General features: G+C 47.3%; 19 protein-coding genes and 1 other annotated feature. All 19 genes read right to left on the reverse strand.

Features of this window, described 5'->3' with window-relative positions:
- Positions 1 to 53: 53 nt before the first annotated feature.
- The 19 genes from ileS to bshC all read right to left on the reverse strand — a co-directional run bounded on the left by ileS (position 54) and on the right by bshC (position 19800).
- Positions 54 to 2816 (reverse strand): isoleucine--tRNA ligase, encoded by a 2763-nt coding sequence (gene ileS / locus KTG14_RS01725; protein ID WP_216968809.1) that lies wholly within the window; start codon positions 2814 to 2816, stop codon positions 54 to 56.
- 43 nt (positions 2817 to 2859) lie between these two features.
- Positions 2860 to 3068 (reverse strand) — a binding site (T-box leader).
- Between the two features lie 49 nt (positions 3069 to 3117).
- Positions 3118 to 3645, reverse strand: coding sequence for a DivIVA domain-containing protein (locus tag KTG14_RS01730; protein WP_211654496.1), 528 nt, complete (start codon positions 3643 to 3645; stop codon positions 3118 to 3120).
- An 89-nt stretch (positions 3646 to 3734) separates the two neighbouring features.
- Positions 3735 to 4520, reverse strand: a complete 786-nt coding sequence (locus KTG14_RS01735; RefSeq protein WP_216968812.1) for a YlmH family RNA-binding protein — start codon at positions 4518 to 4520, stop codon at positions 3735 to 3737.
- Positions 4521 to 4672: 152 nt separating this feature from the next.
- The gene (locus tag KTG14_RS01740; protein WP_216968814.1) at positions 4673 to 4936 is read right to left on the reverse strand and encodes a YggT family protein; all 264 of its coding nucleotides are present in this window, start codon (positions 4934 to 4936) and stop codon (positions 4673 to 4675) included.
- Between the two features lie 18 nt (positions 4937 to 4954).
- Positions 4955 to 5458: a cell division protein SepF gene (locus KTG14_RS01745; protein WP_216968816.1), complete on the reverse strand. Its 504-nt coding sequence runs from the start codon at positions 5456 to 5458 to the stop codon at positions 4955 to 4957.
- Positions 5455 to 6126, reverse strand: coding sequence for a YggS family pyridoxal phosphate-dependent enzyme (locus KTG14_RS01750; protein WP_216968818.1), 672 nt, complete (start codon positions 6124 to 6126; stop codon positions 5455 to 5457). The genes KTG14_RS01745 and KTG14_RS01750 overlap by 4 nt, the downstream gene beginning before the upstream one ends.
- A gap of 205 nt (positions 6127 to 6331) precedes the next feature.
- Positions 6332 to 7522 (reverse strand): cell division protein FtsZ, encoded by a 1191-nt coding sequence (gene ftsZ, locus KTG14_RS01755; RefSeq protein WP_058383516.1) that lies wholly within the window; start codon positions 7520 to 7522, stop codon positions 6332 to 6334.
- A gap of 58 nt (positions 7523 to 7580) precedes the next feature.
- Positions 7581 to 8870, reverse strand: a complete 1290-nt coding sequence (ftsA, locus tag KTG14_RS01760) for a cell division protein FtsA (protein WP_216968820.1) — start codon at positions 8868 to 8870, stop codon at positions 7581 to 7583.
- Between the two features lie 104 nt (positions 8871 to 8974).
- A complete protein-coding gene (locus KTG14_RS01765) occupies positions 8975 to 9337 on the reverse strand; it encodes a small basic family protein (protein WP_216968823.1) in 363 nt (120 codons plus the stop codon).
- Between the two features lie 2 nt (positions 9338 to 9339).
- The gene (locus KTG14_RS01770; RefSeq protein ID WP_216968825.1) at positions 9340 to 10056 is read right to left on the reverse strand and encodes a DUF881 domain-containing protein; all 717 of its coding nucleotides are present in this window, start codon (positions 10054 to 10056) and stop codon (positions 9340 to 9342) included.
- Between the two features lie 2 nt (positions 10057 to 10058).
- Positions 10059 to 10796 carry a DUF881 domain-containing protein gene (locus KTG14_RS01775; RefSeq protein WP_216968827.1) on the reverse strand — a complete coding sequence of 246 codons (738 nt, stop codon included), beginning with the start codon at positions 10794 to 10796 and terminating at the stop codon, positions 10059 to 10061.
- On the reverse strand, positions 10774 to 11556 hold the full coding sequence (locus tag KTG14_RS01780; protein WP_216968829.1) for a cell division protein FtsQ/DivIB: 783 nt from the start codon (positions 11554 to 11556) through the stop codon (positions 10774 to 10776). The genes KTG14_RS01775 and KTG14_RS01780 overlap by 23 nt, the downstream gene beginning before the upstream one ends.
- 18 nt (positions 11557 to 11574) lie before the next feature.
- Positions 11575 to 12939, reverse strand: a complete 1365-nt coding sequence (gene murD, locus KTG14_RS01785) for a UDP-N-acetylmuramoyl-L-alanine--D-glutamate ligase (RefSeq protein ID WP_216968830.1) — start codon at positions 12937 to 12939, stop codon at positions 11575 to 11577.
- On the reverse strand, positions 12940 to 13908 hold the full coding sequence (gene mraY / locus KTG14_RS01790) for a phospho-N-acetylmuramoyl-pentapeptide-transferase (protein WP_216968832.1): 969 nt from the start codon (positions 13906 to 13908) through the stop codon (positions 12940 to 12942).
- Positions 13909 to 13945: 37 nt separating this feature from the next.
- On the reverse strand, positions 13946 to 16198 hold the full coding sequence (locus tag KTG14_RS01795; RefSeq protein ID WP_254177915.1) for a penicillin-binding protein: 2253 nt from the start codon (positions 16196 to 16198) through the stop codon (positions 13946 to 13948).
- A 71-nt stretch (positions 16199 to 16269) separates the two neighbouring features.
- Positions 16270 to 16629 carry a cell division protein FtsL gene (ftsL, locus tag KTG14_RS01800; RefSeq protein ID WP_068462971.1) on the reverse strand — a complete coding sequence of 120 codons (360 nt, stop codon included), beginning with the start codon at positions 16627 to 16629 and terminating at the stop codon, positions 16270 to 16272.
- Positions 16630 to 16641: 12 nt separating this feature from the next.
- Positions 16642 to 17580 carry a 16S rRNA (cytosine(1402)-N(4))-methyltransferase RsmH gene (gene rsmH / locus KTG14_RS01805; RefSeq protein WP_216968837.1) on the reverse strand — a complete coding sequence of 313 codons (939 nt, stop codon included), beginning with the start codon at positions 17578 to 17580 and terminating at the stop codon, positions 16642 to 16644.
- A gap of 21 nt (positions 17581 to 17601) precedes the next feature.
- The gene (mraZ, locus tag KTG14_RS01810; RefSeq protein WP_216968839.1) at positions 17602 to 18033 is read right to left on the reverse strand and encodes a division/cell wall cluster transcriptional repressor MraZ; all 432 of its coding nucleotides are present in this window, start codon (positions 18031 to 18033) and stop codon (positions 17602 to 17604) included.
- Positions 18034 to 18180: 147 nt separating this feature from the next.
- A complete protein-coding gene (gene bshC / locus KTG14_RS01815; protein ID WP_216968841.1) occupies positions 18181 to 19800 on the reverse strand; it encodes a bacillithiol biosynthesis cysteine-adding enzyme BshC in 1620 nt (539 codons plus the stop codon).
- Positions 19801 to 19862: the final 62 nt, after the last annotated feature.

Raw genomic sequence — 19862 nt, forward strand, 5'->3', positions numbered from 1 at the left:
GAAAAAAGAAAAAAGTCCGAAAACCGGATAACCGGTTTTCGGACCGTTCAAACTTAAGCGTATTCGATTTCGACTACTTCCGCACAGCGCGGGCATAGTTCAGGGTGTGCTGCTGATTCGCCAACATGTTTGGAAATCGTCCAGCAACGACCGCATTTTTCGCCTTGCGCTTTTTCGACAACGACCGACACTTCATCGAGCGTTAAAGCATTTTCCGGCGCTTGTTCTTTAGCGCCGCCGAATTCATATTCGGAAACGATAAACAATTGCGCCAGATTCGAATCGATCGCTGGCAATAAGTTCGCCAATTCTTCACTTGCATAGACCGTTACTTTCGCTTCCAGCGATTTCCCGATTGTTTTCGCTGCACGTGCTTCTTCCAAAGCTTTCAAGACATCGTCGCGGACGTCCATGAAACGGCTCCATTTTTCTTCTAGGTCCTTGAATTCAGGACGTTCTGCGGCTTCTGGGAAGTCCGTCAACTGAACGCTTTCTTCAGTAGCGGCTTCCAAGTATGACCACATTTCATCTGCCGTATGCGGAATGATTGGCGACGCAAGTTTCACAAGCGCCATCAAGCTATCGTACATGACCGTCTGCATCGCACGGCGATGTGGATGATCTGCACGTTCGATGTAAACGACATCTTTTGCGACATCCAAGTAGAACGAGCTGAGATCATTCGCGCAATAGCTGTTTAATGCCAAGTAAACTGACGAAAATTCATAATTCTCATAGCCTTTTGTTGCTGTTTTGATCAATTTATTCAATTTCATGACCATATACTGATCCATCTCGCGCATATCTTCAAATGCCACGCGGTCTTTTGTTTCATCGAAATCAGCCAAGTTGCCGTGAAGGAATTTCAGTGTATTGCGGATTTTGCGGTACACTTCGGAAACTTGTTTGAAGTTGTCATCCGATACGCGCACATCCGCTGTATAGTCGACTGACGACACCCAAAGACGCAGGATGTCCGCTCCCATTTGGTTCATGACTTTCGCTGGCACGATTGTATTGCCAAGCGATTTGCTCATCTTGCGCCCATTGCCATCCAATGTAAAGCCGTGGCTCAAGACGCCTTTATACGGAGCGATGCCGTTGATGGCGACGCTCGTCGTAAGCGATGAGTTGAACCAGCCGCGGTATTGGTCAGAACCTTCGAGATAAAGGTCAGCCGGGTATTGAAGGTCTTCACGCTCATCGAGCACTGCCTGATGGGACGAACCGGAATCGAACCAAACGTCCATGATATCCATTTCTTTCGTAAAGATGCCATTCGGGCTGCTCGGGTGCGTAAAGCCTTCCGGCAATAATTCCGCTGCCGTGCGCTCGAACCAGATATTCGATCCGTGCTCACGGAATAGGTCGGCGATATGCGCAATCGTTTCTTCTGTGATGACCGGATCGCCGTTTTCTGCATAGAATACAGGAATCGGCACGCCCCATACGCGCTGGCGGGAAATGTTCCAGTCGCCGCGGTCGCGCAGCATATTGTACAGGCGGGTTTCGCCCCATGCCGGAGTGAATTCCGTTTCGTCGATCGCTTTTAGGATCTGGTCGCGGAACGCATCGATCGATACGAACCATTGCGCAGTCGCACGGTAGATGACCGGTTTTTTCGTACGCCAGTCATGTGGATAGGAGTGGGTGATGAATGACAAGGCTTCTAGTGCGCCTGCTTCATCGAGCGCTTCAGTGATCGATTTATTCGCTTTGTCGTAGAACTCGCCCGCAAATCCTGGCGCTTCTTCTGTCATGACGCCACGCTCATCGACTGGACACAATACATCCAAACCATATTTTTTGCCGATCAAGAAGTCATCTTCCCCGTGTCCAGGAGCGGTATGGACACAACCTGTACCGGAATCGGTCGTAACATGGTCGCCAAGCATGACGAGTGACGTACGGTCATACAATGGGTGTTTCGCCTGGATATGCTCCAGTTCCTGGCCTTTCACTGTGCGGACCACTTCATAATCCGTCCATTCCAGCTCTTTCGCCACTTCTTCGAGCAAATCTTTCGCGACGACGAATTTCGAACCGCCGTGAGCGACTTCCACGTAATCCAGATCCGCATGTACAGAAATCCCAAGGTTGGCAGGGATCGTCCAAGGCGTTGTTGTCCAGATCACCAGCTTGACACCTTCATCCAATACGCCTTTTCCGTCTGTAACAGGGAAGGATACATAGATCGATGGTGACTTTTTGTCGTGATACTCGATCTCCGCTTCAGCAAGTGAAGATTCACTTGACGGGGACCAGTAGACCGGCTTCAAGCCTTTATAGATATAGCCTTTATTGGCCATTTTACCGAACACTTCGATTTGACGTGCTTCGTAAGACGGTTTCAACGTGACGTATGGGTTTTCCCAATCGCCGCGCACGCCGATCCGCTTGAATTGCGAGCGCTGGCTGTCAATTTGTTCGTACGCGTACTCTTCGCACAGCTTGCGGAATTCCGCCAAAGACAATTCTTTGCGGTTGACGCCTTTATTGGTTAATGCTTGCTCGATTGGCAAACCATGTGTATCCCAGCCCGGAACGTACGGGGCATGGAAGCCCATCATGCTGCGCGAACGAACGATCATGTCCTTCAATACTTTGTTCAATGCATGACCCATGTGAAGGTCACCGTTTGCATATGGCGGCCCGTCATGAAGCACGAAGAACGGACGGCCTTTTGTCCGGTCCTGGACTTTTTTATAGATATCCATTTCTTCCCATTTTTTTTGCATGTCAGGTTCCCGGTTCGGCAAATTGCCGCGCATCGGAAACTCGGTTTTTGGCATTAATAATGTATCTTTATAATCCATTTTCCATTCCTCCTGTAAGCATAATAAAAAGCCCCCATCCCTGGAAAGGGACGAGAAGCTCGCGGTACCACCCTTGTTGCAGCTGTGTGCTGCCAACTCTACACCGTAACGTGGCGGGGACGGGCCCGGTTACTTGCGTTCACCGGTCCAGCTCAGGAGTGATTTTCCAAGACGGCCCCGCGCCAGGCTTCCACCACCCCCGGCTCGCTCGATCGGATTTCCGTTTCGTACTGTCTCCATCAATGCGTTTATAAGTATGTCGTAATTATAGAAGCAGAATAGGCCTCCGTCAAGAGCGGGCTTATTCCTTCGCCGCGCTTCCGGATTCTTTCTTTTCGAGCTGGTCGATATTTTCTGTATCCAGGTCGTATTCGAGCAAGGTGTTCCAGTCTTCCGTTTCGATCAAGTCCAGCTGTGCTTCCACCAGCATTTTGAAACGATTGCGGAATATTTTCGATTGCTTTTTCAACTCTTCGATTTCAGTCGCGATGCGGCGTGCTTTGGCAAGCGACTCATTGACGATACGGTCTGCATTTTTCTCTGCTTCCTGGACGATCAAATCCGCTTCCTTTTGCGCGTTGCGGCGGACTTCTTCTGACGCTTCTTGCGCGACGAAGATGGATTTTTGCAAAGTCGTCTCAAGGTTTGTGAAATGGCCCATGCGCTCATCTGTCGATTTCATGCGCTCTTCCATTTCCGTTCTTTCTTTAATCACTTTTTCGTAATCTTTCATGATTTGTTCGAGGAATTCATTGACCTCGTCTTCTTGATAACCGCGGAATGCGCGGCTGAACTCTTTATTATGTATATCTAATGGTGATAAAGGCATCGTATCTCTCCTTACTCTCTGCATAGTTACACTCATTATACCGCTCATGGCGAGAAATTTCAGTAATATTCACCACATTCGCCGGTGTTTTATTTTTTCAATTCCAATTTGCCGACTTGCAGGCGAATTTTATCTTTTTTTGTGCGCCCTTCAATCGCGATGATTTGCACACGGCCAAAGCCTCTGGCTGAAATTAAATCGGATTCGTGCAATTCGAATGAGACGCTTTCTTGTGCTGTCCAATTGACTTTCACTTTTCCGCCATTGATCAAGGACGCGGCTTTTTGGCGGGAAATTTTATAGACTGAGCTCATGACTGTATCAAGCCGTAGCGAACTGACCGTATGCGCTTCTTCCGCCCACTCCTCAATAACTGGGAGATAGTCGATGGGATCGTCCACTTCTTCGAGTTGAACTTTCACTTTCCCCGCACTGGTGAAGTTTGCGCGCAAATACGGGGCGATTTCTGTCATCACTGCGAGCTGGACGGTGCCTTCGCCGATCCGGATGTCCCCAAATTTCCCTCGTTCCAAACCAAGCGACATAAGTGCACCGAGAATGTCCGGATGCTTCAAGGTGACGAATTTCACCGGATAGCGCAATTCGAACATGGTGACTTGGAAATCACTTTCTTCCGGCACATAATACGCGGGATGCAGCAAGACACGCTCTCGCTCTGCCTGGTTGAACAAGCCGGAAGCTGCCATTTCCACATCACGTGATCCGATCAGTGATTTAACGATAAAACGCTGCCGCGGGTCCAGAAAGTCAGTGAGCTTCGGTGCGTACATATCTTCTACATCTCGCAGCCAGTCGGATGCCTGCTCGATAAATTGTTGTTCGTCTTTGCGGAAATGCTGGAATATCTCTTCCATGGGCCGTTCCCTCCGGTTCTTGGATTCATTCGTTGTTTAACAAGCATTCTACAAACAGAAGAAAAACCCTCTCGCTGTTTGTCGCAAATAAAAAAGACAGAGAAATGGATTCTCCGTCTTCCTATATCAGCTGCTGTTGGTTCAGCTTCTTATCAGAGAAGGTACTCAGCCAATGTGAGGATTCCTTGGCTCGCGAGGCTCAAGAAGAAAATAGCCACAATAGGCGAGATATCGATCATGCCGATCGGCGGGATAAAGCGGCGGAAAATATCCAGATAAGGATCGGTGATGCGGGAAATGGCCTGCCCGAAAGCAGATTCCTTGATACTCGGCACCCAGCTCATGAAGACGCTGATGATCAGCAAATAGAAATAAATGTTTATAGCTCCAAGTAGTATATTGATAAGAAGAATCATTCGATTTTTAGCACCTTTCTATTGTTGATCGTCGTGATAATAATCGGAGATGGCGCCATCCACTTCGACCGTGTCCGGCACGCACAGGAAAATGTCAGTCCCAATGCGCTGAATGTCCCCGCCTAGTGCATAGACAGTGCCGCTCAGGAAGTCGATGATCCGGAGGCCCTGGTCCCGTTCAATGCGCTGCAAATTGACCACGACGGCCTGTTTTGTTTTCAAGCTCTCCGCAATATCCTGCGCTTCCGCATAGACACGCGGTTCCGCCAAGCTGACTTTTGATGAAGAAGCAGATGAATTCTGCAAATTGACTATATTCTGCACGGTAGGTTCCTCCAAATTCTCACGGCGTTCTTTCATTGGCTTTGGTGATTTTGGTGCTTTCTTCTGCGGCTGTTCGGCAGCTGCCGGGGCCGGCTTTTCATAACGCTGCACAGGACGCTGCTTGCGTTCTTCCTGGACAGGCTCTTCCTCGTACTCGTCCAGATAAAAGAAATTTTTGAATTTATCCTTCATGCTCATCTTTCCGCCTCACTTTCCGACCCTACCAATGCGGTCCCGACGCGGACAAACGTCGCGCCTTCTTCAGCCGCAATCAGGTAATCATTCGACATGCCCATCGACAATTCCGTACAGGGGGCGTGCGCCCATTTCTTGGCTGCAACTTGCTGCTGCAACTCTTTCAATCCTTTAAAAGTCGCTCTCAATAAAGCTTCATCTTCTGTGTTCGGCGCCATGGTCATCAAGCCGACCACACGCACCATATCGAATTCCTTCAAGGATTCGATAACAGCAGGAACTTCCTCAGGAGAAAAGCCGCTTTTGGAATCCTCACCGGAAACATTGACTTGGATAAAGCAATTGACAGGCTGATCTGCACGTTTTTGAATTTCTTTCGCCAAACTCATACGGTCCAGGGAATGAAGATAATCTATGAGACCGATCACGTCCTTGACTTTCCGTGACTGAAGCGTGCCGATATAATGCCAAACGACATCGCCTTTGATTTCTCCGTGTTTCAGCTTGAGGCCTTCCGGACGGTTTTCACCCAGGTGGCGGATACCCGCATCGACGGCTTCCTGTGTTCTGTCGATTCCAACTTGTTTTGTGACTGCGACGATTTCAATGCCACTATTGATTTCATTTAATGTATGGGCCATTTCTTCAAATATCGGTTTAATCGCTTTCATATACTCACAACTTTTCTATAGACGTTCACTTTATTGTACCAAGCTAAAGCTGATTTATCAATTCAGCCTTTCATGAAAACGATAAAGCTGCCTATTTTTCAACGAAATTATGAAGGATACGTGGCAGCTGGAGCTAAAAGCCAAGTAAAGATTTGTTCAAGCAAAAAAACAGCTGCCGGTTGGGCAGCTGTTTTCTTCACAATTATTAACGGCGTTTTTGTCTATTGCGCAGGAATGTCGGGATATCCAATGCGTCTTCACTTTGCTTATCCTGGCGTTGAGGCTCCTGGTTGTAGTAAGGAGTTTGCTCTTCGCGGCGTTGGGACTGTTCTTCGCGGCGTGCTTCACGGATGGAAGGAGCCGGGTTTTGCTGTTGGATCGATTGGATGCGGTTTGCGTTCAATCCAGATCCACGCGGTGCGCGTCCAGCAGGGTTCAATTGTTCTTCATTGAATCCAGTAGCGATGACCGTTACGACGATTTCATCTTTCAAGTTGTCGTTGATGACGGAACCGAAGATCATGTTTACTTCTTCATCTGAAGCGGATGCGACGATATCGGCTGCTTCTTGGACTTCATACAAGCTCAAGTTCGATCCACCTGTAATGTTCATCAAGACGCCTTTTGCTCCATCGACAGATACTTCAAGCAATGGGCTTGAAACAGCTTTCTTGGCAGCTTCAGCAGCTCGGTTTTCTCCAGAAGAAACACCGATCCCCATAAGTGCAGAGCCTTTATTTGACATGATTGTTTTCACGTCGGCAAAGTCAAGGTTGATGAGACCAGGAACTGCGATCAAATCAGAGATACCTTGTACACCTTGACGCAAGACATTATCCGCTTCACGGAATGCTTCAAGCATCGGCGTGTTTTTGTCGACGATTTCGAGTAGACGGTCATTCGGGATGACGATCAATGTATCGACTGATTCTTTCATCGTCGCGATTCCGCCGATAGCCTGAGTCGAACGCTTGCGCCCTTCGAATGTGAACGGGCGAGTAACGACGCCCACTGTCAATGCGCCAAGTTCTTTAGCGATGCCTGCGATGACAGGTGCAGCACCCGTACCGGTGCCTCCGCCCATGCCGGCAGTTACGAATACCATATCAGCTCCGCGCAAAGCTTCTTCGATTTGTTCTTTGCTTTCTTCTGCTGCTTTTTTACCGACATCCGGGTTAGCGCCGGCGCCAAGACCACGCGTCAATTTCCCACCGATTTGCAGTCGTGTTTCTGCTTTCGAAAGGTTCAAGGCTTGCGCGTCTGTGTTGACAGCGATGAATTCCACCCCTTGAACTCCATGTTCGATCATCCGGTTGACTGCGTTGTTTCCGCCGCCACCGACACCAATGACTTTAATTACGGCTAATGCATCGATATTTGTATCAAATTCCAACATTCTTTTTTCCTCCTAAAATTGCTCAGCTTTTGAACATAAGCCGGACACAATGATGATTTTATTCAAAAAAACGATCAAACATTTTTTTGGCTTTGCTTACGACACCTTCGTTATCCTGTTTCGGTTGTTTCGGCTGTTTTTGCTTTTTCGGCTGCTGCTCCACATACTCAGGTTTCTGCGAATGTGCAGCTGCTGAACTATGGCCAACGTTTCCGTAGAACAAATCTTCTGCGTAAGCGTATTGGATCAATCCAACCGCTGTTGTATATTGCGGCTCGCGAACTCCGATAAATTCAGGAGTGAACAGGCGCACCCGCGTTTGGAGAATGCTTCTTGCCAATTCAGGAAGGCCATCCATTTTGGCCATTCCGCCTGTCAATACGACACCGCCAGGTAATTCATCGACGCCGAGACGGTATAACTCATCCAAAATCAATTCGAAAAGTTCTTCCATGCGAACTCCGATTATTTCAGATATGTATTTTTGGCTGTATTGTTCTCTCGAATCCGAACCGATCACCGGCACTTCGAATACTTCTTCTTCAGAAGCGTCGTCGAAAAACGCGTGGCCATGTTCGAGCTTGATTTTTTCAGCTTGCTCTGTCGGGGTTTTTAAGACAATCGATAAATCTTTCGTCACATGGTCGCCTCCGACGGGAATGACCGATGCCGCACGAAGATGGCCATCGCGGAATACTGCGATTGAAGTCGATCCACCGCCAATATCGATGCAGGCCGTTCCGTGGTTCTTTTCATCTTCAGTCAACGCATAACCTCCGGCTACTAGCGGCTGGACATAAATCTCACGAATTTCAAGGCCCGCGCGTTCAACACAGCGAAGCACATTGTGCAAGACCGTTTTTGAAGTCGTCACCATTGTACCATCCATTTCCAAACGGATGCCGATCATGCCTCTAGGGTCTTTGATCTCGCCGAGGTGATCGACGACATATTCTTCAGGAATGATATTAACCAACTCACGTTCTGGTGGAATCGACATCACTTGTGCCGCTTCCAAAACGCGTTCTAGATCCTCATCCGTGATTTCACGATTCTCGCTGTTTACTGCAACGATTCCTTTAACCGGCTGCAATGCCACTTGATTGGCTGGAATGCCCAGCACGACTTCGTGGATTTCTTTGCCGATCATTCGCTCTGCCTGATCGACAGCTTTTTTGATGGACTGGACAGTTGCATCTATATCAACAATCGCACCTTTTTTAATTCCATTTGATTTGACGTTGCCGACGCCGATGACGTGCAACGATTTATTGGTCATTTCCCCGATTAATACTTTGACGGAGGAAGACCCGATATCCAAACTTACATATAATTCTGATTGACTCAACTCGTGGCACCTCCTTATAAAACTTCTCTACATTACATTCTATTGTAAAATACACACCTTGTCTAAGTAAAATAGCGAAACTTAGAAAATTTTCCTGCAATTCGTCAATTCGCCTCACCAAGCTTGTTTTTTTCGGTCCATTTCGAAAGCAAAATGCGGCGGATCACCGCAATATTCTGGAATAGCCGGACGCCGAACGCGAAAATAGCTGCCAAATACAAATCTACACCTAAATGGACACCGAGGAAAGCGAGGCCTGCGGCAAGAACAATATTGAAGAAAAAACCCGTAACAAAAACTTTGTCGTCGTATACTTGCTGCAAATGAGCCCTTATGCCGCCAAAAAGTGTATCCAAGGAAGCAAGTACCGCTATCGATAAATAACTGGCGTATTCAGGCGGTATTTGGATATCCGTCAACAAGCCAAGCGAAATGCCCAACAGCAATCCAAGAATCGATATCCACATCCTTAGTCCCCCTCCACAGCTTGAAGATGTTCCATGTTGATTTCTTCGTCAAAAGCCGGCAGCACCAATTCTTCTTGCAGCTCTGAAATAGTTATCGTCAAATCGTCTATGTAAAAATCATCATGAATTGTAGAAGCCGTCAAATAACTGAAAAGTTTCCGCGCTTGTTCCTTGTTCGTTGCCGTAATGCCGATCGTGAATGGCGGCGTCGAGATAGGGTCTGCGTTGACCGTTGTGTAGCCATTGATATCGCGTATTGCGGTTGTGTTGATGACACGCTCCCCTGCAATCGCTAACTCAATGCCGTCAAAGCGGTTGATTTCATTCACCAAACGAATCAATAAATCCGGTGGAATTTCGGTTATCTCGGTTCCAAGCGCAATCGCTTCAAGTGAGGGGCGGATCTCGAGTTCGATTCCAGGTCCAGTCACTTGCGAAAAACCAGCGGTGCCCCGTAAATCTGCAACCGTTTCTTTCAAAACCGCTTCTGGGTCCTGAGCCGCTTCGTCGCTATACTTGCCAAGTGTGTCTTCAAGCAAACTGATTTCTGACAGCAGTTCCGAGTGAAGTTGCTTTTCCCTAGATAATTGCTGGCGAATTTCCCAGGTATCGCGGGAATCGCGGCTATCATCCGTATTTACAGTATTGTATTGTGTCGCTGTCATAAAACCGATAATAAAAAGAATGACCGTAAAACGGCCCGTGATTCGTTTTTGCATCCTCATCCTCCTGCATCCAACTCCGACAAAAGTGTCGGCATGCGAATGACTTGTCCTAAATCAAGTGTAACAATGAGGTTATCGTTAACGAGCTGATCCTGAACGCCGCCTGATAGCTGCATGGAGGCATTCAACACCCCTGGGCTGCCAATCGCTTCGATGGTAAAAGGCGCAGGATGCTGGATGCCGTCGACTGTAATGACAGGGCCTGTGCAGACAATACGGGAATTGCCGTGAATCCGCTGCCCATTGACTGCAATCGCCTCGGCTCCGGAAAGATAGAGTTCGTTGATCACTTGGAACACATGGCTTTCATTGACAATATAATCGCTCGGATTTACATGGTCAGCCATGTAATCGCCGTCCTCAAGAGTCACTTTCAAGCCTTGCCCTTTAACCGGAACAAGCCCGAGGAAGCGTCTCAACTCTTCTGCCTCCCGGGCGTAAACCGTATAATTTTCCTCGCCATCCACCACAGAGCGCTCAAATTCCTGGACAGCTTTTTGCTTATCATCCAACTCGTCGCGCAATTCTTTATTGCGTTCTTGCTGTTCTATCAATTCTTTCCGGTATTGTTCTTTTTGCTCAAAAAAACTGGCTCCTGTGAAATCACTTTCCGCTTCCCGCTGGTTCGACAAACTATAGGAATAGGCCATGATAAATCCGAGAACCAAGAAAACGAGCGAGAAGACGATCGACTTACTAATGCTTTTGCGATCATTGTTCTTCGATGTTTTCAAGTTCCTCACCCGCTTCCGCCAATCCGAACACATCGTTATAGGAACGGAAATAGATGCCGACTTCCATATCGATAATGCCTTTGCGGTCTTCCAGTTGGGCGGTGACAGAAGGGTAATAATTAATCTTTTCTGCCAAGGTCGATAAAATCGCCTTGATCTCGTTTCCGTCATTCATATAAATCGTGAGGTAATCCGCACGTTCCTGTTCTGTATCCAAAATGACTTGAGAGATAAGATTTTGCACTTCTGGGTCAGTTTTGACCAACTGCTCAATTAGCGCTTCACGTTTCGCTTCATCTTCGAAATTCAAAAAGATCGGTCCTTCTACGACGCTGATTGGCTGATTGAGCACGACGCCATTCGACAAGACCACCTGGTAACTATTGCCTTGATCCAAATACCCCATCTCTACAAATTCCTCAACTTCGATTTCAACAGAGCTCAGCCAGTTCTTTTCGACAGTCGCCGATTCGACCCATTCGAGTGACTCGATTTCTTGTTCGATCTCCACGCTGTCAAATGACCACATCGAATCTCCAAGTGCCAAAGTGCTGGCCTGCTTGTAGCTCTCTCCATCGAATAATTCAGCGCCAGTGACTTTAATGTCCCGGATCTCGCTATAAGTCGACTGGCTGTATAAAAGAATGAACAGCAACGAAATAAAAACGGTCAATAAAGCCGCAAATTTGCGGTTCGACCTTTTTCTGCGACGCTCCCGGAGCGTTGGTATGCGTTCTTCGATGTCTATAACTTTGTCCATATCCGCCGCTCCTTCGCCTTATTCGTTCGCTTCTGTATATTTTTTGGCCGCTTCAATGAACGCATCGCCCCGGACTTCAAAACTTTCGTATTGATCCCAGCTCGCACAAGCAGGAGACAATAGGATCGTATCCTCTGGCGACGAATTGCTGACCGCTTTTTCGACAGCATCTTCCATCAATCCGGCTTTGATAATGTTCGGGACATGGCAGCTTTCTGCAAATTCAGCAAAACGGTCCGCCGTCTCGCCGAAAGTGACGAGCACTTTCACGCGATCCATGAATGGGCGCATTTCTTCTAAGGAATGCTGGCGCTCTAGTCCCCCCGCAAGCAAGATGATATTATCGTCAAAAGCTTCCAGCGCACTTTTGGTAGCAAGTTCATTCGTTGCCTTCGAATCGTTATAGAACCGTCTTCCTTGCCATTCCCCAACAAATTGTGAACGGTGCTTGACCCCAGTGAAAGAAGTCAGCACGCGGATAATGGTCTCTTTCGTGCCTCCGGAAAGAAGTGTCGCCGCAGTGGCGGACAAAATATTCTCGAGGTTGTGCTCACCCGCCAGCATGATCCGTTTGCGCTCGATTAACGGTTCGCCTTGCCAATAAATATATTCACTGTCTGCACTAATGCTTTCCTCAGTTCGGCCTTTCAACGTGAAAGGAACACCTTGTGCTGTAACTGTCTTGGCATGGTCCACGAGCATCTGCTGATCGGCATTGTAGATGAAATAATCTTCAGCCATCTGGTTTTCCGTGATTTTCTTTTTCGATCCGATATAATCTTCCAGCGATCCATGGTAATCCAGATGCGCTTCATATAAATTGGTGATGATTGAGATATGCGGACGGAAGGATTCCGTCCCTTTTAGTTGGAATGAAGAAAGCTCTGTGACGATGACGTGGTCAGCTGTCGCTTTTTCTGCCACTCCACTTGCCACCGTACCAATATTCCCCGCAATAAGCGGTGACTTGCCGTCCTGATTAAGCATATGAAACAGCAAAGTCGTCGTTGTAGTTTTACCATTCGATCCTGTAATGCCGATAAACGGCGCTTCGCTGATGCGGTAGGCCAGCTCAATTTCCGTCCATACCGGAATGCCTTTTTCTAATGCTTTCTGGATCAGCAGGTTTCGGTATGGAATCCCTGGATTCTTGATGACCAGTTCAAAACCTTCATCCATTAAATCTTCTGGATGGCGCCCGCAAATGACAGTAACGCCCAAATTTAATAACTCCTGGGCTTCGGGATTTTCTTCGAAGGGCTTGGAATCATTGACCGTTACGAATGCCCCGAGTTTATGTAAAAGGCGGGCAGCCGTAAATCCGCTTTTCGCTAATCCGAGCACAAGTACTTTCTTTTGATGCAATTGCGGCAAATCTTTCATTTACATGACCTCCAATAAAACGGCAACCGCGGCACTGATGAAACCGACACCCCAAAATACGGTAACCACTTTCCATTCAGACCAGCCGCTCAATTCAAAATGATGGTGGATTGGGCTCATTTTAAATATGCGTTTTTTCCGTAGTTTAAAACTTCCGACCTGCAAAATGACCGAAGCGGTTTCAATGACGAACACCAAACCAATCAAGAGCAGGAGCAATTCCTGTTTTAAAAGGATCGAGACCATGGCTAGCGCACCGCCAAGAGCCAAAGACCCTGTATCGCCCATAAATACCTTTGCTGGGTATTTGTTGAAGACGAGGAATCCGATCAACCCGCCTGCCACCGTAAACGTGAACAAGGCAATTCCGGTTTCCTGCTGGACAATCGCCAATATGCCGAAAGCAGCAAAAGCGATGGATGCCGTCCCTGCAACAAGTCCGTCAAGCCCGTCCGTCAAATTGACGGCATTCGAGAAGCCGACCAACCAGAATACGATGAACAAGACATATACCCATCCGAGTTCGATGGATGCATCCGTAAACGGAATGCCTAGCGCTGTATTAAATCCGTTTGCACGGAGCAAAAAAAATGATAAAACGGCAATGACGATTTGCGCCAGCAATTTCTGGAGCGAGGTCAGCCCAAGATTGCGCTTAACCACCACTTTGATAAAGTCATCCAAAAATCCGATCAATCCGTAACCGAATAGGACAATCAACAATATGACTACTTGAGTACTCAATTCACCATTGAAAGCGGCCACTATTAGTACCGTCACGATAATGGAGATCAGGAACACCAATCCCCCCATCGTCGGTGTCCCTGTTTTTTTCATATGCGATTCCGGACCTTCCTCGCGAATGCTTTGCCCGAATTTCATGCGTTTCAATAGCGGGATGAATACTGGCATCAATGCGATGGTCATGATCAATGCGATCCCAAATCCAAATATACTTATACCTTCCATAAATAGAGCTCCTTTAAAGACGAGTACACTCGTTCATTTATTCGTTTTCATTATTCACCGGTTGTTCCGGTTGTTCTGCTGCTGGTTCTACTGTTGCTTCTTCTGCTATTGGTTCTGTTGTGGGTTCAGCTGCTTCTTGGCTTCCCGCTCCAGCTGGATCCGTTTCAGGCTGCAGCTGTGCTTCTTCGGCATTCAGTAATTGCTCCGGATAAAAAACTTCGGGCGGCTGCAATTCGATGATAACAGATTCACCCTTTGCCGGCACTGCACCTTCAGCAACGCTTTGCGTCATGGCAAAGCCTTGCCCTGCGATTTCAAGCGGCAATCCACTCAGCGCTTGGAATGCCAAAAGTTCACGTTTTGACCAGCCAGTAAAATCTGGAATAGCTGTGGTGCCACCGGTTCTCAAAATAATATTTTCACCGGCCACCAATTTTTCACCAGCTTCTGGGTATTGATCACTTATTGGAGAATTATCACCAGCGATAACTGGATTCACTCCCTTAGCTTTCAGCTGTGAAACCGCCTCTTCCATCGTAAGCCCTTTATAGTCTTCAATTTCAACAGTCTTTGCTTCTACAGAATTCTCAGGTGCAATGTTCAAATACTTCAATCCGTTTTCCATGACAGATGTGAAGATTTTGGACACTGGAACAGAACCGTATTCATCTGCAGGCAATTGAGGCTGTTGCACTCCAATATAAATTAACAATTCCGGATCATCTGCAGGTGCCATGCCGAGGAACGAGAATAAATAATTATTCCTGCCTGTCATATAGCGGCCGTCTTCTCCAGGAACTTGTGCTGTGCCGGTTTTACCAGCGACAGAATAATCCTGCAATGCGAAGCCTTGCCCAGAACCGACTTCTGAAGTGACAGTGGAAGCCATGATTTCACGGACTTTTTTCGCTGTTTCTGCTGAGATTGGTTTACCTGCTTCTTGAGGTTCAGATTTCACAGTCACGTCGCCTGTATCAGGATTCTTGATTTGATCGATGATATACGGCTTCATCATCGTACCATCTCCAGCCAACGCGGTTGCTGCCTGGATCATCTGGATCGGCGTAACGGTCGATCCCTGTCCGTAGGCAGTAGTCAATTTATTGATCGGATATTGATCCAGAATCTTTCCTGCCGCTTCATTCGGTAAATCAATGCCGGTTTTTTCGCCGAAACCGAATGCATCGATGTAATTCATGAAATTATCCGCGCCAAGGCGTTCCAGCAAATAGCCCATCGATACGTTGGAAGAACGCTGGAAGCCTTCAAGGAATGTGATGCTTCCCCATCCACGGCCGCTATTGTGGTCGCCGATCGTGCGGTCCAACAATGTATAGGTTCCAGAATTATAATAAGCATTCGGATCCCATTTGCCTTCTTCGACAGCAGCTGCCAATGTGAAAACCTTCATCGGCGAGCCAGGCTCAATCGTTAGCTCAATGCTTTCATTCAACCAGTTATCTGATAAACCTTCGCGCGTATTTGGATTGAAGGTCGGGCGCTGAGACATGCCCAGGATCTCGCCGGTATCCGGATCAGCGATCACTGCGATCATGCGTGCCGGGTTGTATTCCTCCTGGACACTCGACATGGCATCTTCCAGAAAGTTCTGAAGCGTGCGGTCCAGTGTCAGTTGGAGATTGGACCCGTCAACAGCGGGAGTGACCGCTTCTTGGCTATTCGGCAATAGATAACCCCATTTATCGGTATCGAACTCCATCTTACCGTCTTTGCCTGTTAGGACTTCATCGTGGATCGATTCCAAGCCCATCTTGCCTTTGGTCTTGACTTGTCCATCCTCGAATTCTTCTTTCATGGCAAAGCCGATCAGATGGGAGGCGAATACACCGTTTGGGTAAAGACGCTTAAGGTCCTTGACGAACAATAAGCCCGGCAAGTCTTTTTCTTTCATTTCGAGCATTTGGGTATGGCTGATTTCGCGTCCAGCTGCGCCGAACTCCACCTGGTGACGGTCTTTTTCGATTCCATTCTCCAAAATGCTTAACAATTCTTCTTTTGGCGCACCCAATTGTTCAGACAAATACGCCGCTGTTTCCTCGGCATCGATTACGTGGTTCGGTTTTTCAGGATTCGTCGTCATCGATTCCTCTAACACAGCCACTAATCTATACGTCAATGTATCTTCTGCAATGATTTCCCCGTTGCGGTCCAAAATCTTCCCGCGTTCTGCGGTCAGTACTTCTTCCTGGCTGTATTTGGCGGCTGCTCTGGCTGCCAATTCCTGCCCTTCCACTTTGCCCGTCGCTTGAATTGTGATTATTCTGGCCATTAAAAGGAAAAAGAGCCCTGCAAATAGTAAAAATAGCAGAAAGGCTCCTCCTTGAAAACGAAATTTTTTCTTCATTGTCCCGGCACTACCTTTACATTTCGCTCATTTAATTTTAAGCCGTAATCCTTTGCTTTCGACCAAATGCGCTCATATGAAGACAGTTCACTTACTTGCACGGACAAATCGGTATTTTGTTTCGTTGTTTCATTGATTGAATTTTCAATTGTCTGGATTTCCTGCGTGGAAGCTTGGATTGTCGACTGATTTTGCAAGACCAGCAATGCACACAGGATGCAAACTGCCAGGAAAGCTGTGTAGAGGATCTTTTCGCCTTTGGTGATGCGTTTTTTCTTTTTTGCCGGCTGTCTATTCGGACTTTGCGGAACGGCCGGCTGCTGGATGTAGGTTTGGGTTCTCGCATTCAACGCCATTTAAACACGTCCTTAGAGTTTGATTTTCTCCGCAATCCGCAACTTGGCGGAACGCGACCGATTATTATGTGCCAATTCTTCTTCCGAAGGCAATATTGGTTTTCGTGTAATTAATTTCAATTTTGGTTCTAGCCCATCTGGGATGACCGGCAAGTTCGGAGGCAGTTCCGGAAGCGATGACGCTTCTTTGAACAGCGCTTTTGTCAAGCGATCTTCGAGCGAATGGAAAGTAATGACGCTGATTCTTCCGCCGATAGCAAGCATATCAATCGCATCCTGCAAAGAAGTTTCAGCAGCCCCGAGTTCATCATTAACTGCGATACGGATCGCCTGGAATACGCGCTTTGCCGGATGGCCGCCTTTACGCCTCGCTGGGGCCGGAATGCCGTCTTTGATGCATTCCACCAGCTGCGCCGTCGTTTCAATCGGTTGCTTGTCCCTGGCAGCTTCGATTTTTCGAGCGATTTGCTTGGAGAATTTTTCCTCCCCGTAGCGGTAAAAAATACGCACGAGGTCTTCAAAACGCCAGTCGTTTACAACATGATAAGCACTCAGCTCTGCGCTTTGATCCATGCGCATGTCAAGCGGTGCGTCGTGATGATAGCTGAATCCGCGTTCCGGTGTATCGAGCTGGGGCGATGAAACGCCCAGGTCGTACAAAATGCCGTCAACTTTCTCGATTCCGCGGTTTTCCAGCTCTTCCTTTAAATCTTTGAAATTTGCATGGATAAAAGTGATTTTATGTAAATGGTCTTTCAGTTTTTCTTTTGCATGTTCGATTGCTGTCGCATCCTGATCAAAGCAGTACAGATGTCCCTGATCGGATAGCTGCTGGACCAAATATTCACTATGGCCGGCACCGCCGAGTGTACAATCTACATATATGCCATCAGGACGAACGTTCAGCCCATCGACAGTTTCATGCAGCAAAACTGTAGTGTGATTGAACAACCCAGTCCCCCCGTTCGTTAGTTAAAAATCAAAGTCAGTTAAGTTTTCGGCAATTTCGTTAAAGGATTCTTCGGATTCTTCGAAATACGCTTCCCATGCATCTTTTGCCCATATTTCGAACCGGTTGGAGACGCCCAGAATGACGCATTCTTTTTCGATCTTCGCGTACGACAAAAGGTTCGCAGGTATATTGACGCGTCCTTGCTTATCAAGTTCCATTTCCTGGGCCCCTGAGAAGAAAAAGCGGGTAAATGCACGTGCATCTTTTTTCGTAACTGGCATTTCTTTTAATTTTTCTTCAATTTTATTCCATTCATTCATCGGATAACCAAATAAGCACTGATCCAGGCCCCGGGTGATCACAAAATGTTCACCCAGCAATTCACGGTATTTAGCAGGAACGATTAATCTGCCCTTAGCATCAACATTATGTTGAAATTCGCCCATGAACATGCCTTTCACCCCACTTATTATAATTAATGTACCACATTCCCCCACATGCCACCACTTGTTTTTGAAATATTTCACTATTGTTACAGCATTTCATCTCAAAGAGTTTACTTGACATAAAAAAAGCCTGCATAAGCAGGCTTTTCCAAGTTAAAGAATGACAATTTTGTGGGTGTTATCATATTTCATCGGTAGCGCTAATAGGTCTTCTACTAAAGCTTTGCCATATTGGTTCAAATAAGGGACCGGGTTATATATCCGCTCCTGCAACCCTGATTCGGGCAACAAGGCATTTTCAATCGCTGCGAGTTGGTTGAACTGCGTGCTGTTCTGGATCGCCATTTCATCTTGCAACTTGTGTTTCAGGAAGTCGAGCTGTTTCAAATGGATGCGTAAGTTCTTCTCGGCTAAAGGCGTAAGACCGGCACTGACTGCACTAAAACGATTGATCAGTTCTTCGTAGTCTTCAGACAAGCCTTGTTTGACTTTATCAATTTTCGCTTCTGTCTCGGCATCTCTTATGTGGTCGAATAGTTCATTGCGCAGCTGCGGGATTTTCCGCTCGACGACAACTTCTTCGAAACTTAAGTCTCGTTTCTCCAATAGCGACGCAGTCCGGCGGTCGACCAAACTGACACTGAGCCTTGGCATAACAATCGGCATTTCCATTCCCATGACTTCGAATGCGCCTTTTAACGCCGCCCAATATGCGATTTCGCCTGGCCCTCCGACAAAAGCGAGCACCGGAAAGACGAGATCCTGCATCAACGGCCGTGTCACAACATTATTGCTGAGTCGCTCCGGCTCAGTCTTGGCAATTTCCAAGAGTTCCTGTTGTGTGTAGGTGAGCGACGTATTCTTGACGACAAAACGGCTTCCGTCCCGCTCAAGCAATAGACGTTCGCCTTCGATCGTGATGAAGAGATGCGCCGCCTCCTCTTTGGCATCGATCCCTGCTGTATAGCCGTCCTCTTGAAGCGACGTTTCGGTTTCCACGACCGTTTTCGCTATCGCTTGGCTGTTTTCAACGATCTTTGAGAAAAATTTTGATTCATAGGCACGCAATTGTTCGTAGGCAGCGTCGATATAAAGCAGGCCTTCTTTTTCGAAGAAATGGTTGAGCAGACTCGCAAAAAATGCCGTAAATGTATCGGCTTTCTCCAGATGGGCAAATACTAAGGAATGAACTTCCTTTGTATGGGCGGTTTCAGGCAAGCTGCGGAAATATTCTTCCAAAAACGACTCGATTTCATCAGCTTTAAGCGGCGCGTGTGAAGCAGCGCATTTTCCGAGTTTGGCATGCGGGTAATTCAGTTTTTCGACACGCCCGTTCGTTTCACGGTATATATGGCAGATTTCCGCCAAATCATGATCTTCCCCGGCGATCCAGAACACCGGCACGACCGGTGTCTCCAATTTTTCAGAAGCTTCTTTCGCCAATAAAATCGCAGAAATCGCTTTATGCACCGTATACATTGGACCAGTCAAAAGGCCAGCCTGTTGGCCCGTCACGACGACCGATGCGCCTTCTTCAAAATACGCCAAATTTTGTTTGGACGCTTCAGATATACCGAAAGGCTCCATATAGTCTGAAATGATGGATGACAGTTTTTTTCGGTCGACCGGATGGCTTTCCAGGTTTTCAAGCCTTCTACAGGCTTGTTCCAAAGAAGGCTTATAGGAAAAGTATTGAACTATCTTTTGTTCTTCGTTCGTATAATCAGCCATCAATTTGGAGGATGGCGGTATGTATTTCTCCTCTAATTTCATGAAGTTGAATCCCCTTTTCGCTTTACATTCAAAGACTACTATAACAAAAGGAGGATTGCTTG

Origin of the sequence: Planococcus sp. CP5-4_YE, assembly GCF_019042655.1 — a bacterium.
GTDB lineage: Bacteria > Bacillota > Bacilli > Bacillales_A > Planococcaceae > Planococcus.

Coding starts and splice junctions, on each gene's coding strand:
- KTG14_RS01730 (WP_211654496.1), bottom strand. CDS start 3,645: ATGCCTTTATCACCATTAGATATACATAATAAAGAGTTCAGCCGCGCA.
- mraY (WP_216968832.1), bottom strand. CDS start 13,908: ATGGAAGGTATAAGTATATTTGGATTTGGGATCGCATTGATCATGACC.
- KTG14_RS01750 (WP_216968818.1), bottom strand. CDS start 6,126: ATGAAAGCGATTAAACCGATATTTGAAGAAATGGCCCATACATTAAAT.
- KTG14_RS01780 (WP_216968829.1), bottom strand. CDS start 11,556: ATGGACAAAGTTATAGACATCGAAGAACGCATACCAACGCTCCGGGAG.
- KTG14_RS01770 (WP_216968825.1), bottom strand. CDS start 10,056: ATGCAAAAACGAATCACGGGCCGTTTTACGGTCATTCTTTTTATTATC.
- KTG14_RS01735 (WP_216968812.1), bottom strand. CDS start 4,520: ATGGAAGAGATATTCCAGCATTTCCGCAAAGACGAACAACAATTTATC.
- KTG14_RS01740 (WP_216968814.1), bottom strand. CDS start 4,936: ATGATTCTTCTTATCAATATACTACTTGGAGCTATAAACATTTATTTC.
- bshC (WP_216968841.1), bottom strand. CDS start 19,800: ATGAAATTAGAGGAGAAATACATACCGCCATCCTCCAAATTGATGGCT.
- KTG14_RS01765 (WP_216968823.1), bottom strand. CDS start 9,337: ATGTGGATATCGATTCTTGGATTGCTGTTGGGCATTTCGCTTGGCTTG.
- ftsL (WP_068462971.1), bottom strand. CDS start 16,629: ATGGCGTTGAATGCGAGAACCCAAACCTACATCCAGCAGCCGGCCGTT.
- KTG14_RS01795 (WP_254177915.1), bottom strand. CDS start 16,198: ATGGCCAGAATAATCACAATTCAAGCGACGGGCAAAGTGGAAGGGCAG.
- KTG14_RS01745 (WP_216968816.1), bottom strand. CDS start 5,458: ATGAGCATGAAGGATAAATTCAAAAATTTCTTTTATCTGGACGAGTAC.
- mraZ (WP_216968839.1), bottom strand. CDS start 18,033: ATGTTCATGGGCGAATTTCAACATAATGTTGATGCTAAGGGCAGATTA.
- murD (WP_216968830.1), bottom strand. CDS start 12,939: ATGAAAGATTTGCCGCAATTGCATCAAAAGAAAGTACTTGTGCTCGGA.
- ileS (WP_216968809.1), bottom strand. CDS start 2,816: ATGGATTATAAAGATACATTATTAATGCCAAAAACCGAGTTTCCGATG.
- ftsZ (WP_058383516.1), bottom strand. CDS start 7,522: ATGTTGGAATTTGATACAAATATCGATGCATTAGCCGTAATTAAAGTC.